The organism is Mesorhizobium sp. M0276, assembly GCF_040321755.1.
Classification (GTDB): Bacteria; Pseudomonadota; Alphaproteobacteria; order Rhizobiales; family Rhizobiaceae; genus Mesorhizobium.
Window position 1 is genome coordinate 1 of the sequence record NZ_JAMYSC010000103.1, and the last position, 12,810, is coordinate 12,810.

Sequence of the window (12,810 nt, forward strand, 5' to 3'; positions counted from 1 at the left end):
GAGGCGGTCAAGTGTCGTCGGCAAAAGGCTGCGGGAACCGGGCACTAGTATATGTCGCCCAAAAGTGCGCAGCGGTTTTAGTAGAACGAGATGGAAGCAATAACCTAAGGCGTCGCATGAATCCGTTCAGTCACGAAGCTTTAGCCAAGGCACCGGATTTGAAAACCGGCGCGGACACGAGTTCACGGTGGTTCCAATCCCGCTCCATCCGATGGTTGAGATATGCTTCGGAACTTCGGTTTTAGTGCAAACCGACCTCTTAGCAGTGATGTCGGCTGTCGTGTGTGAGTCAGGCAGAGACAATCCCATCTGCTTGAATGTCTCCTATCGCTTTTGGGACGCCAGAAGCTGACAGTCCGCTTCCGTGAAGAGTTTCGGGCGCTGGCAGGCGTACGAAAGTCCCCGAGGAAGGAACCCGCGGGCCACAGGCGATGGCTATGGGAATTTCGATTTTCGGCAGATGTCGGCGATGGCGCGACCGCCGCCGCGAAGCGGCGGGTTTGATGCGGACGGACCGCTTCGTTGCGCCTCCGCGCGGTATTGTCGGAACGGTGGGCGGCTCAGCTCGGCTCTGTCGGCCTCGATGATCTCCATGGACGCGCGTCGATCCGTTGCCGGAGGCTGAGTGCCTGCGGCTGAAGGCTGGACCATACCGTGCCGGGTCATGGACAGCTCTCCCGGTCCGCTGCCGATGCTTTCGGCGGTCCGCGCGGCTGCCTCCACCGTTCGAACACCTCGATGACGATCATGCGGCCGCCGCAGCATGGGCATGGCGGACGGAAGTTGTCTGGTTCCGCCGATGGATCGTTCGTGGCGGGAGGCGCGGCCGCGAGCAGTTGGCGGGCGAGTGCGAGGCAGTCCTTGCGGGAGCCGCCGGCAAGCAGGCCGTAGTGGCGGATGCGATGGAAGCCGCGCGGCAGGACATGGAGCAGGAATCGGCGAATGAACTCGTCTGTGGCGAGCGTCATGACCTGCTGCCGGTCGGCGCCGTTGCGACGGTAGTCCTTGTAGTGGAAGGTGACGCCGTCCTCGTCGAAACGGATGAGGCGGCGGTTCGAGATGGCGACCCGGTGGGTGTAGCGCGACAGATAGGCGAGCACCGCCTCCGGCCCGGCGAACGGCGCCTTCGCGTAGACCACCCAGCGCTTCTTCCGGACCAGTGACAGGTGGCGCAGGAATGCCCGCCGTTCCGCGAGATGAGCAATTGCGCCGAAGAAGGCGAGCCGGCCAGCGTCGTGCAGCGCGACCAACCGAGAGAGGAACAGGCGGCGGAACAGCTTGCCGAGCACGCGCACCGGCAGCAGGAAGGCCGGACGCGACGACATCCAGCGCTTTCCGTCCGGCGAGATGCCACCGCCCGGCACGATCATGTGCACGTGCGGATGGTGTGTCATCGCCGAGCCCCAGGTATGGAGCACTGCAGTGATGCCGATGCGCGCGCCGAGATGCTTCGGATCTGCCGCGATCGTCAGCATCGTCTCCGATGCCGCACGGAACAGCAGGTCGTAGACCGCCGCCTTGTTGTGGAAGGCGATGTCGGCGACCTCGGCCGGGAGCGTGAAGACAACGTGGAAGTAGCCAACCGGCAGCAGGTCGGCCTCTCGCTCGGCGAGCCATGTCCGCGCGGCCGCGCCCTGGCACTTCGGGCAGTGCCGGTTGCGGCAGGAGTTGTAGGCGATCCGCCATTGGCCGCAGTCCTCGCAGGCTTCGACGTGACCGCCAAGGGCCGCGGTGCGGCAGTGCTCGATCGCCGACATGACCTTGAGCTGGGCGAGGCTCAGGTGCCCGGTATGGGCGGCCCGGTAGGCGGGTCCGGCAGCACGGAAGATGTCGGCGACCTCGACCGAGGCGCGCACGCTCAGCCGTCGGGTGAGATCTCTTCCGGCTTGAACAGGCCAAGCTTGTCGAGCGGGCTCGTGACGGTGCGCACCGTGCGGGTTGCAACCTTGGTATAGAAGGCGGTGCTATTCAGCTTGGCGTGCCCGAGCAGGACCTGGATGATCCGGATGTCGGTGCCGTCCTCCAGCAGGTGGGTTGCGAAGCTGTGACGCAGCGTGTGCGGCCCGACCCGCTTGGCGATGTCGGCCGCCTGCGCTGCCTCGACGACCACGCGATAGAGCTGGCGGGTGCTGATGGGCTTCATCGCATGCTGCCCAGGAAACAGCCAGCCGTCGCGATGCATCACACCCTGCTGGCGTCCGACCTTCCACCACTGGCGCAGCAACAAGAGCAGGTCTTGCGACAGCATGGCGTTGCGGTATCGCCCGCCCTTGCCGCGCTCGACGCGCAACAGCATGCGCTCGCTGTCGATGTCAGCAACCTTCAGCGTCGACACCTCCGCCACGCGCAGGCCTGCGCCATAAGCGACCGACAGTGCGGCCTGGTGCTTGAGGCAGGTGGTGGCGTTGAGCAGCCGGGCGACCTCGTCGCGGCTCAGCACCACCGGTAGCTTGCGCGGGTGCGCCAGACGAACGAGCTTGCGCGCCAGATCGGGACGATCGACCGTATGCGTGAAGAAGAAGCGCAGCGCCGACACGATGCTGTTCATCGTTGGCACGGGAACACCGTCGTCCTGCTGCTCGATCTGGAACCGGCGCAGGTCGTCAGTGGTCGCTGTGTCTGGTGAACGCCCGAGGAACGTCGCCAGGCGTCCGATGTCGCGGAGATAGTTGCGCTGAGTCTCCTGTGAGAAACGCCGCATGTTCATGTCGTCGATCAGCCGCTGACGCAGTGGACTGATAGGTGCATCAAGAACAGGATAGGGCATGGTCAGGCTCCTTGTTGAAGAAGCCGTGATGCTCTGCCCCTGCCGAACCCCGCTCAACGCAGGCGCAACGACCGGTTCTTGATCTCTACCTCAACCGCGGGCGCCCATCCCGCGCAGCGGGTTCGTTCATCGGCCCCAACTGCAGCATTTTCCACTTTGAGGCGAAATAATTCTCGACTATGGTCCGTCAGGCTTACGGCATGGGGGATTGCCGATGGTTTTATCACGCAGGGGTGTCGTGCTCGGCGGCCTGGCGCTGGTCGCGGTCGGTGCAACTGGCAATATTGTTCAAGCCGCGACGGCAAAATCCTTTTTCGCCGGTGCCGCCAGCGACAACAATTTTGTCTATCGCAAGACCAATTTCGCCAAGATCGACAAGAGATGGCATCGCCAGATCGTCAAGTATTTCAGCAGCGAGCCGGTCGGCACCGTCGTGGTCGATACCCGCCACCACTTCCTCTACCTCATCATGGAAAACAAGACCGCCATCCGCTACGGCGTCGGCGTCGGCAAGGACGGCTTCAAATGGTACGGCCGCGCGACGATCGACCGCCGTGCGCTGTGGCCGCAATGGGTCCCGCCCCCCGAAATGCGTAAGCGCAAGCCGGACCTGCCGCCCATGGTCGCAGGCGGCGCGTCCAACAATCCGCTCGGGCCGCGCGCGCTCTATCTGTACCGCGACGGCGCCGACATCGGCTACCGCCTGCATGGCACGCTGGAGCCATGGAGCATCGGCACCGACGCTTCCAGCGGCTGCATCCGCATGTTCCCGGAAGACATCATCGACCTCTACCAGCGGTGCCCGATCGGCACCGCAGTGGAGGTCCTACCGCACATCGCCGACCAGGCGCCCGCTTCCACCACTGTCGAATGATTGGCGCATCATGAACCGCATGATTGAAACCACACGCCGGCTGCTCGCCGCCGGCCTGCTGGTGCTGGCCGCATCCTGCTCGACCAGCAACACGCTGGCCCCTCCTACCCCCGACGTCACCAACACCGAGATTGCCGGTTTCCAGAACGTGCAGCCGGGCAGCGAGGAGGATTTTATCCTCAATGTCGGCCGCCGCACCTATTTCACGCAAGGTTCGGCCGCGCTCGATTCTGTCGCCAAGGCCACCCTTGACACCCAGATCGCCTGGTTAGCAAAGCATCCGCGCTGGCTGCTCAAGCTGCAGGGTTTCGCCGACGATCCAGGCGCAAGTGAAACGGCGCTGTCGAAGCAGCGCGCCGATGCGGTGATGGACTACCTCGCCGCCGCCGGCATAGACCGCAACCGCATGTGGGCCAAGGGCTACGGCAAGGACAGGCTCGTCCGCGACTGCCCCGATGCCGCCTGCAGGTCGCAGAACCGCCGCGTTGTGTCTAATTTGCGCGATGAGAGGGACGAGTCGTAGGGGCTGCTTGTCACCAAAGGAGCGCCTCCGCCGGCGGATTGAGCTTGCCGCCCGGTGTAACGAGGGCGATGCAGGCTGCACTGTTGAAAATATCATGGGCGGCGCGACGGAGGGGGAGCAGGTGCATCACCGCTTTTTCCTCGTTAAGCCCGAGCGATGCGAAAGACAAGACGCCGATCGAAAGCAGTTCATCAATGTGACTTAAGCCATCGGCCAACAACGCGTTCGCTCTTTTGCTGACAAGATGTACGCGGTCGAATGCGCTAATGATCACGTGCAGGGTCAGATCCTCAAGCAACCCGTTTGCAGCGACCACGCGCCCGTCCGCGCGGAGCACCGCCGCCGGCAATCCGACTGCGGCAAGTGTATCGACGGCTGATTTCGCACGTTCCAAGTGAAGCCTGGCCGCCATAATGCCCGCACGCGCCAGATGCGGCCTCAAGCTGTCCAGGAAATCAATAGCGGAGCGGTCATACGGTCCGGCCTCGACGGCACGGTCGAAACTGTAGACCATCATGTCACCGTTGGGGACATCGATGATGGTCCCCGCCGCCCAGCCTACTCCCTTAGGGCGACAGAGTTCAGTGTAGAACGGGTCGCGGTCGACCTCTTCTCTGGTGAAGATGTCGAGGTCGTGCACGAACCCAGGGTATTTCATGGGGGCTAAGCGCGTCGCCCGCGAATTGCGCTTGTCCCAACCGCCGTCAACAAATGCGCGCATGAACTCCGCGGTGCCGGGAGAACTGGTCCAGCGGATCTCACCGGCACTGGCGGTAAACAGAATGCCTCCTGCAGAACTGATTGCATGGCTTAGATTGTCGAGTACTTCCGGCCACAGCTCCGAAATGATCGCCGCCTCATAGATACGGTCGATGATACCGTCCTCGATCCCCAATCGGCTCATTCTAGCGTTGCACCTAAGTCGGGGAGTACCCACGGACTTCCTTCCTCAAAGAGTGCCATCGGCAGATCTAGGGTCTCCGTTCGGTCGGACCGTCACCCCGGGTGGTTGGGATAGATCCTGGACATCACAGACATCAGTTCCGCCTGTCGGCTGGTCTCGGTCTTGGAAAATATGCTCTTCAGTTGATTGCGAACCGTCTCGCGCGCAAGCTTCAGCGTGTCCGCGATCGTCCCAATATCGTGCCCGGCGCTCAAGAGGCTTGCGACGCGCCCTTCTGCTGCCGTTAATCGGAGGGCGTTTCGCAGCCGGTCCGTGGAATGTAGAGGTCTTTCGTCGAGGTCCGACACGATGAGTATGGCGCTCGCATACTGGAACGCATCGGCTATGATCCCGATGCTGGGCAGCACGTCGACGAGCAGCGGGCGGCTGCCAGGCCTGGCGAGGGCGACCGGTCCAATATCCTTCAACGCCGTAGACGAACGCGTCCGCGTGGCGATTCCGATGACGCGCTGGAGGGCGATGTCGCTCTCGTGATGCATGGCGTGGAGGTGCCCGTTGGTGATCGAGAGCCCCGCGTGCAGCAGCTGGCTTGCCCTTGAATTGAGCTGCGCCACCTGGCCGCGCCAGTCCAGGAGGAACGCGGCGCTCGAGATGTCGAGGACGTTGAGGCTGACCTTGCCCCGCGAGGAGACCAGGCGCTCGGACAGTGCGATCAGCCGCCGAAAATGGGAAACCAGCGTCTCCAGATATCGCGCGTCATCCCGCGTGAACTGGCCCTGACCCTGGCCTTTCAGCATCGGCACGGCCCATGGCGCGCCCTCGACATTGCAGCCAATCATCGCGAAGCCGGGAAATCCGAAAGGCAGGTAGAGTTCGTTGTATTGCCGAAGGCGCCTTCGGTCCTCTTTCGTGGACAGGTCGTCTTCGATGACCACGGTTCTGCCCGCGTCAAGCAGGGGCAGTCCTCGTTCGGCCCGGTAGTGGTTGAGGAACCAGTTGTTCTTAATATACTCCTGCAAGAGGTCTCGGTAGTCGTGCGAGGCCGGCATTTCGAGCAGCGACCGATTGGGACTCCGAGGATCATTGCTGCTGCTGTCGGGGTTGCGCGGATAGAACATAACGCACGCGGCGTCGAGCGAGCGCGCCAGTCCGTGAAGGGCGTCAGGCCAGGTCTCGGGAGTCAGGATCGCCTCGTAGCAGGCGTCGACGGCCTTGTTTACCCGCTCCTGTTTCATGGCCACACCTTCGCGAATTTCCTTGCGATCATCGTGAGGTGACCGATTGCCCGGGTCCGTATCTTTGCGGATAGGCTCAAATCGGCGTTTCGGGACCGGGACTCGCGGGAACGCCCATCGGTTTCAATCCGCCAGCCATTGGCATGAGTCTCAATTGCGCGAGACGCCGAGCGTGCGCGCGGCAGGATCGGCAAAAGATCGTGGACATCGAAAGGCAACGCGCCGAGGCTTCCGGTGGCCTTCGCCGCCCGCTCCATCGCTTTATCCCGCCGGGTCGGATCAAGCGCTGCTTCGACCTGACAGTCTTGGATGACAGCAAAATCGAACGCTGGAGACACAAAACACCTCCCCCACAGACTGTTGCCTATGGCGCTACGGCAAATAATCCACCGAAAATCCCCAATTCGTATCCAGAATCGGTAGCCACTATCCAGAAAGGGTAGCCACTTTCAGTTGATAATTTGGCCAATACTACTCAGGGGTTGTCCCCTCAACCCCCATTAAGTATTTGAAGGTTGCGCCTTTTTTATTTTTCTGTCCAGCTTTTACATGCCTTTTATTCGGTTTAGGCCGCTCCATTTCCGGCGGGCGACTTACTGAAGTTAACTTCAGCGCCGGGTCTTTTTCCACTCATGACCCGTTTGGGTCATGAGCCATTCTGTCGGGGGAGTATCCTCCTCTATTAGTCGGCCGGGACGAGAAGCTGAGCGTCATGTTGGCTGCTCTGACGACATCCGGCCCAACAACAGAAGCTTTGCCGAGACTACTGAACCTAGCCCAGGTTGGGCTCCGGGGGGCGGCGAATGTCGAAGCTCACGGCCAACTTGCTTCTCCTGTTCGCCGCCGCTCTGTGGGGCTTCGGGAATGTGGCGCAAAAGACCGTGCTCGATCACCTCGATGCGCTGAGCGCCGTTGGCCTGCGCTGCCTGATTGGCGGACTGCTTGTGCTACCCTTCGTCCTGACCGAACGGCGAGTGCCTGCCGGCGCCGGCCTTTTTTCCAGTCTGGTCCGGGTGGTCGCGCTGTTTGCCGTCTCCATCGTGCTCCAGCAGCTCTGCTATCTCGGCGCCACAGTCACGAATGCAAGCTTCCTGATCAGCACGGCAACGGTGATCACGCCGCTGGCCGCCTGGCTGCTCACCGGCGAACGTCCAACGGCGGGTCTCATACTCGCCGCCGGATCGACCGTGATCGGCTGCCTGCTTCTGTCAGGCGGGATCGCCGGTTTCAGCGGCGGCGATCTCACCGCCATCCTGTCGGCCGGCTGCTATGCGCTCTGGACGGTCGAGCTTGGCCGACACATGCAGGCCCATGCGCGTCCGCTCACGGCCGCGGCCGCACAGTTCCTCGGCGTAGCAGCCTTCGCCCTTCCGCTCGGGGCGGTGCACGGCAACCTCTCATTCACAGCGGCTTCCGAAGCTGCCCCCGAACTCTTGGTGCTTGGGGTTTTCTCCACCGCGCTCGCCTTCGGCATACTGATTGCCGCCCTGCGCTTCACCTCCGCCAGCCATGCCGCCGTGATCGTCAGCGCCGAAAGCGTCTTCGGCGCGATGGCTGCGGCGATCTTCCTCGGCGAGCGGTCTTCTGCCGTCGGCGCGTTGGGCGCCGCGATCATTCTCGGATCGATCCTTTCGGTCGCGATGTCGAACCGCATGCCGATGGCACGCCTGCCCTTGCGAACTGACCCCAGCGCTCTCGACGCCTTTGGAGCCGCCCCGGTGGGCTGGGGCACTCCTGCCACCGCCAATCCAGGTCACGAGGAGGCATTCCATGACCCTTCCCGGTAACGCCCTCACTAATCCTGCCAGCCGTGGTCGGGCGCGTCGAAAACGGTCTGTCTTGGAGCTGGGTAACATGGTCGGGCGCCATCATCAGGATTCGAGGTCCAGGTCTCACTCAGACCCGGGACAGCGGGCCAATTCATTGCTGAGACTGGCAACGCTCACAGCCGCGGCGTTTTGGTGTCCGACGGCACATAGTGCCAACGTCGATGGGGCGATGCTGAATGTAGACGTCGCGGTCGTGTTCGCCGTGGATTTCTCGTCGTCGATCGACCCCAGGACCGCCGACCTGCAACGCGAGGGCCATGCCGCAGCACTCACCTCGCCCGAGATCATCGGCGCCATCTCCGACAACTACCTTGGCTGCATCGGCGTGGCATATTTTGAATGGTCAAGCGTCGGCCACGCTCGCACCGTGCTGCCCTGGACCCGTATCTGCGGATTGGAAGATGCCAAGGCAGCCGCGGCGGTGATCAGAACGAGCGGCGACACCGGCTATATCCGTCGCGGCCGGGGCGGAACATCGGTTTCGGCGGCCATCGACGTTGGAAGCCTTCTGCTTGATCGGTTTCCGGGAAACGCGATGAGGAAGGTGATCGACATCTCCTCCAACGGCGAGAACAACGACGGGCTTCCCGTTCAGCCGAGCAGGCAGAACGCCATTGACAAGGGATACACGATCAACGCGATAGCGATTCCGCCGGACGAGGAGGATCCCAAGCAACCACTGGCAACCTACTTCGCCCGGTCCGTCATCGGCGGCTCCCAAGCTTTCGCCATATCGCTGACGGGGCCGCGCGATTACGCAGCTGCCCTTCGCCGCAAGCTGGTCATCGAGGTCGGTATGAACGTGGTAACATACAAACAGGGAGTAACTAGAGACCGGAACACGGGAGGATGAAATGATTGTCAAGCATTGTCTTTTGGTCGTCGCGGTCACGACGCTCTGCCTCGGATCTGCCCAGGCCCAGTCTGTGAAACAAGCCATAGAAGCCGCCAATGCCGAGTTCGTGAAGGCATACAACAGTAAGGATGCAGCCGGGGTCGCGTCGAAGTACGCGGATGATGCGGCCGCATTCCCGCCAGATATGGCGCGGGTCGACGGCCGCCAGAATATCCAGAAGCTATGGCAGGGCGCGATCGATATGGGCATATCGGAGCTCGCGCTCACCACGCTTGAAGTCCAGGAATGCCGAAATCTTGCATACGAGTCCGGGACTTTCTCCCTCAAGGCACCGGGCAAGGATTCGAAGCTGGTGGATGCCGCCGGCAAGTATGTGGTGGTCTGGAAGAAAGGACCGGACGGCGGCTGGAAACTCTACCGGGACATATGGAACTTCGATCCCGGGAAATAAAGGTAGCCTTGGATGGCGGGCGCCTCATGGCCAATCAGAGACCCTCGCCAATTTCGTGGAGTACATTTGCAGCTCGGTACCGAGTCACCTGCCGGAGGAGCACATGGCGAAACTCACCGTTGATCAATACCTGGCGGCGGCGGCGCGGCTTGCCCATCTGACGCAGACCTATGCTATCGTTTTTTCGCCAGTATCGCGACTATGTTCGCGATACTGGCGTACGCACCATCAGCGGGATTAGCCGCCAGGTTCGCGCTCGCGACGATTGTGGTCGCAATCACGGTTTATGGGGTCTTGGCAGCCAAGGCCGCCATGGATGACTTAAAGGCGATGCTGGACGATGCGGTCGACGACTTCTCGGGCAGCCGCTTCGGCGCTCACCTGAAGCAGATACCTACGGCGCTGTTCATCGGAGTAACGGTCATCCTCGTTCTCGCGATGGGGGTGACGCAGCTGTGGGCGATCATTTCGGCCTGACTGGGCTGGGTCCCGACTGTGTGGCCTGCGGCCGCTGGCGGGGCGCGGGATAGGCCGACCTGACACCGGGAAATGGCAGCAAGAGCGTCAACAATGAAGCCCGGCCAATATCGACTTGAACAACCGAACTCGGGGCGCAAGTCCGGCCCATAGTTGGGGTGGCACGCTTATCCTTGGCCTGGTGTTCTCGCGCTATATCGATGAAACAGCCAGCCGATTCTGGCCAGCAACGATACCGCGGAAGAAACATAGAATGACTGGGCAAATCAGGAGCACGACGGCGCCGAAGTTCAGAGCGGCGCTCGCGGAGCCGATCGAGTTGGAAAGCTTTCCGCCGATCACCGATCCAACCGGGCTCCCGGCATAGAAACGCTGTGCGGTAGGCCCCGCAGGTGGCCTGTGCCGGCGCTCCCTGTAAGTTCAGTCACCGCCTCCATCGCGGCATTCCATCGGAAACGCCGTTTCCGCGAAGGCGGCGCCAATTGCGTCAACAGTAACCCAGCGCCCGCATCAATCCCGTCATGAAGGTTCTGGTCGAGCGAAATCCTAGCGGCATAGACCGGCGCCTGAGTTTTCCGTGCGCCGCTCTTGGATTCGTCCACTGTGAGGTTCGGATTCTCCGGCGCGCGCTTTTTCTGCTCATGACCCAAATGGGTCATGAGCAGTCCCCTACGAAGGGCTATCCTTTGAGCGAGAAGCTGAAGGGCGTTGCGCCCTCGGGAAGGCGAAGCCGCTCACAGACCAATTGGCAAAGGCTTTCTAGGAACAGTGCCTCGAATCGACGCGCTCGTGGGAGTCAACGGTCTCGGAAGACCGGACGGTCTGCCCAAGGATAATTGAGATGCAACCCTTGTCTGCAGTTCTTGGCATGGGACTGTTGAGCACAGTTCCACTGATCGTGGGCCAGCCCGCGCCTGGTGTTTCTCATGTCGAGAAGCCTTGCCCCTGCGAGACTCACGAGAAGTGGCTTCTCATGCCATCAGCCGATGAAGTCGACGTCGCGATCGTTCTTGCGGCCGATATGTCGGGTTCCATCAACCAGAGCGAGGCAGCCTTGGAGCGGGAGGGCTACGCATCTGCCTTGGAATCAACCGACGTGCTGGAGGTGATCAAGGAGGGTCCACAAGGCAAGGTCGCCGTCACCTACCTCGAATGGTCGAGCGCGGGCACTTCGGAGACACGATTGGATTGGGCGATCCTGTCCGATGCGCATGACGCGTCTTTCATCGCGGGAGCCATTCGGGATGACTCAGAACGGAAGCACAGCGGTCCGCATGGCTCGAAAACATCGATCTCGTACGCCATCGATGTATCTGTCGACGCCTTTGACAAACTTCCGGCCAGGGCGTCGCGCAGGATCATCGACATCTCCGGCGACGGAACAAACAATGACGGATTTCCAGTTGAGGATAGCCGCCGGAGAGCGCTGCAGAAAGCGATCGTGATTAATGGCCTGCCAATTGGCCACGACGTTGAAAATGGCGAGACTATTCCGGAATATTACGAGCGGCACGTTATCGGAGGACCGGGCTCCTTCATGGTTACCGCCAACAGCGCCGCCGAATTTCGGCAGGCAATCACATATAAGCTAGCGAGAGAGGTGGCATTCCTCTCAAGCGGGGCTCGTCCCGGACTTGTCGGCCGCGCGGGCGGTCTGCAACAGATCGAGACCTATCAGCGGCGACACCCTGCGGGAGCGGTGATGTCTACGGCATTCGATTTTGCGGCGTCGAAACCGGCACTTGACCCGACCCGATTCTTCCTTCGCGCACGTGGAGCGGCAACAGACGAGGACCGACGGCTCCAACAGACAAGAAACCGAACAAAGCCGATGATGTCACACGAGATTGAGGGAGGAGATTATGAAATACCTCGTAAATTGGAACGAGCGGCCACAGGGATCGGCGATTGAATACGAGAACGTCCAAAAGCGCATCCTGAAGATCTTTCAGCACTGGGAAATACCCAGTGAAATCAAGGTACATGCCTTCGTGGTGCGGGTTGGCGAATGGGGTGGCAGCATGCTGTTCGAGGCAGATGACCCGCTGCTAATGCACAAAATGTGTTCGATCTTCCCGGCGTTCCAATTCGAAGTGCATCAGGTCATCGACGTTCAGGACGCGGTTCGCGTCGAGATGGAAGCTATCAAATGGCGGGATGAACTTCCTTCGTGAGGTGGAGCATTCGCATCCTGCCCGTCATTTCGGACATGGGATTCTGCAAGCTCGGACCAACCGAGTTAGCGCAACTCGTCTGGGTTTGTCCTCAACGCCTACTCGGTATCAGTAGACCATTTCGCTTTAGCGCGTTCGGCTTCCGCCGCGCAGCAATCACAGCGTCACCGGCAAATGGCAAAGCACCCCTCCGAAAATGGTCGAGCGTTCTTTGCCACAGGGCCGGTAACCAGAAAGTTTGCAATTGACCCGCCATGTCACACCCTGGCGCCCAATCAGCTGCCTGTCGCCGCTGGCCGAGACGGATCGTTTCTTGGCGTTCACCACGGGCGAAGAAATGCGAAAGGCTGGTATCCGGTTGACGGTCGGAAAAGCGCGCTTGCGCCAGTTGCGCGGTCCTCATTAGACGGTTTCGAGCCGGCTGAACCGAACGGGGATGAGCTTCCGAGTCTTGAGTTGCCCTGCCACATCCTTGTCGATAACAGTCAGAAACTGTACGTCTTCAGACGCCAAAGGCAGAACCAGACGTCCCCCTGGCTTGAGCTGGTTCAGCAAAGCCGGCGGCGTCCGCTCAGCCGCCACGCTAACCAGGATCTTGTCGAATGGGGCGTGCTCGGGCCAGCCGCGAGACCCGACTCCGACACGAATGGCGACATTGGAGAAGCCAAGGCCCTGCAGCAGAGTCTCGGCATGGCTTGCGAATTCCTCGATGATTTCGAC

15 protein-coding genes are annotated in these 12,810 nt (G+C 61.4%); 8 read left to right on the forward strand and 7 right to left on the reverse strand.

Annotated elements, in window-relative coordinates:
• Window positions 1-662 precede the first annotated feature (662 nt).
• Both NKJ01_RS34975 and NKJ01_RS34980 read right to left on the reverse strand, forming a co-directional pair.
• Complete coding sequence (locus tag NKJ01_RS34975; protein ID WP_352735046.1) at window positions 663-1,856, reverse strand: IS91 family transposase; 1,194 nt, start codon at window positions 1,854-1,856, stop codon at window positions 663-665.
• A 2-nt stretch (window positions 1,857-1,858) separates the two neighbouring features.
• Window positions 1,859-2,767: a tyrosine-type recombinase/integrase gene (locus tag NKJ01_RS34980; protein WP_352735048.1), complete on the reverse strand. Its 909-nt coding sequence runs from the start codon at window positions 2,765-2,767 to the stop codon at window positions 1,859-1,861.
• Between the two features lie 214 nt (window positions 2,768-2,981).
• Here NKJ01_RS34980 and NKJ01_RS34985 point away from each other — a divergent pair, with 214 nt between their 5' ends.
• Both NKJ01_RS34985 and NKJ01_RS34990 read left to right on the forward strand, forming a co-directional pair.
• A complete protein-coding gene (locus tag NKJ01_RS34985; RefSeq protein ID WP_031261187.1) occupies window positions 2,982-3,641 on the forward strand; it encodes a L,D-transpeptidase in 660 nt (219 codons plus the stop codon).
• Between the two features lie 10 nt (window positions 3,642-3,651).
• Window positions 3,652-4,164, forward strand: coding sequence for an OmpA family protein (locus tag NKJ01_RS34990; RefSeq protein ID WP_352735050.1), 513 nt, complete (start codon window positions 3,652-3,654; stop codon window positions 4,162-4,164).
• Window positions 4,165-4,174: 10 nt separating this feature from the next.
• Here NKJ01_RS34990 and NKJ01_RS34995 read toward each other — a convergent pair whose 3' ends face one another.
• From NKJ01_RS34995 to NKJ01_RS35005, 3 genes are all read right to left on the reverse strand, one after another.
• Window positions 4,175-5,059, reverse strand: a complete 885-nt coding sequence (locus NKJ01_RS34995; protein ID WP_352735052.1) for a hypothetical protein — start codon at window positions 5,057-5,059, stop codon at window positions 4,175-4,177.
• 101 nt (window positions 5,060-5,160) lie between these two features.
• Window positions 5,161-6,303, reverse strand: a complete 1,143-nt coding sequence (locus NKJ01_RS35000) for a helix-turn-helix transcriptional regulator (RefSeq protein ID WP_352735054.1) — start codon at window positions 6,301-6,303, stop codon at window positions 5,161-5,163.
• Window positions 6,300-6,641 (reverse strand): hypothetical protein, encoded by a 342-nt coding sequence (locus tag NKJ01_RS35005; RefSeq protein WP_352735055.1) that lies wholly within the window; start codon window positions 6,639-6,641, stop codon window positions 6,300-6,302. Before NKJ01_RS35005 ends, NKJ01_RS35000 begins: the two co-directional genes overlap by 4 nt.
• A 465-nt stretch (window positions 6,642-7,106) precedes the next feature.
• On the opposite strand from NKJ01_RS35005, the gene NKJ01_RS35010 reads away from it, so the two are divergent.
• The 4 genes from NKJ01_RS35010 to NKJ01_RS35025 all read left to right on the forward strand — a co-directional run bounded on the left by NKJ01_RS35010 (window position 7,107) and on the right by NKJ01_RS35025 (window position 9,916).
• A complete protein-coding gene (locus NKJ01_RS35010; RefSeq protein WP_352735057.1) occupies window positions 7,107-8,090 on the forward strand; it encodes a DMT family transporter in 984 nt (327 codons plus the stop codon).
• Between the two features lie 211 nt (window positions 8,091-8,301).
• A complete protein-coding gene (locus NKJ01_RS35015; RefSeq protein ID WP_502905953.1) occupies window positions 8,302-8,985 on the forward strand; it encodes a DUF1194 domain-containing protein in 684 nt (227 codons plus the stop codon).
• 1 nt (window position 8,986) lies between these two features.
• Window positions 8,987-9,439, forward strand: a complete 453-nt coding sequence (locus NKJ01_RS35020; protein WP_352735061.1) for a YybH family protein — start codon at window positions 8,987-8,989, stop codon at window positions 9,437-9,439.
• Between the two features lie 201 nt (window positions 9,440-9,640).
• A complete protein-coding gene (locus NKJ01_RS35025) occupies window positions 9,641-9,916 on the forward strand; it encodes a hypothetical protein (RefSeq protein ID WP_352735063.1) in 276 nt (91 codons plus the stop codon).
• A gap of 338 nt (window positions 9,917-10,254) precedes the next feature.
• Here the strand turns inward: NKJ01_RS35025 and NKJ01_RS35030 are convergent, their stop codons facing one another.
• Complete coding sequence (locus NKJ01_RS35030) at window positions 10,255-10,575, reverse strand: hypothetical protein (protein WP_352735065.1); 321 nt, start codon at window positions 10,573-10,575, stop codon at window positions 10,255-10,257.
• Window positions 10,576-10,757: 182 nt separating this feature from the next.
• Here NKJ01_RS35030 and NKJ01_RS35035 point away from each other — a divergent pair, with 182 nt between their 5' ends.
• Both NKJ01_RS35035 and NKJ01_RS35040 read left to right on the forward strand, forming a co-directional pair.
• Window positions 10,758-11,828 carry a DUF1194 domain-containing protein gene (locus tag NKJ01_RS35035; RefSeq protein ID WP_352735067.1) on the forward strand — a complete coding sequence of 357 codons (1,071 nt, stop codon included), beginning with the start codon at window positions 10,758-10,760 and terminating at the stop codon, window positions 11,826-11,828.
• Entirely contained in the window at window positions 11,779-12,090 is a 312-nt protein-coding gene (locus tag NKJ01_RS35040; protein ID WP_352735069.1) for a DUF3303 domain-containing protein, read from the forward strand. The genes NKJ01_RS35035 and NKJ01_RS35040 overlap by 50 nt, the downstream gene beginning before the upstream one ends.
• 402 nt (window positions 12,091-12,492) lie before the next feature.
• On the opposite strand, the gene NKJ01_RS35045 is transcribed toward NKJ01_RS35040, so the two are convergent.
• Window positions 12,493-12,810: protein-L-isoaspartate O-methyltransferase family protein (locus NKJ01_RS35045; protein ID WP_502905954.1), on the reverse strand; the 318-nt coding region annotated here is incomplete at its 5' end.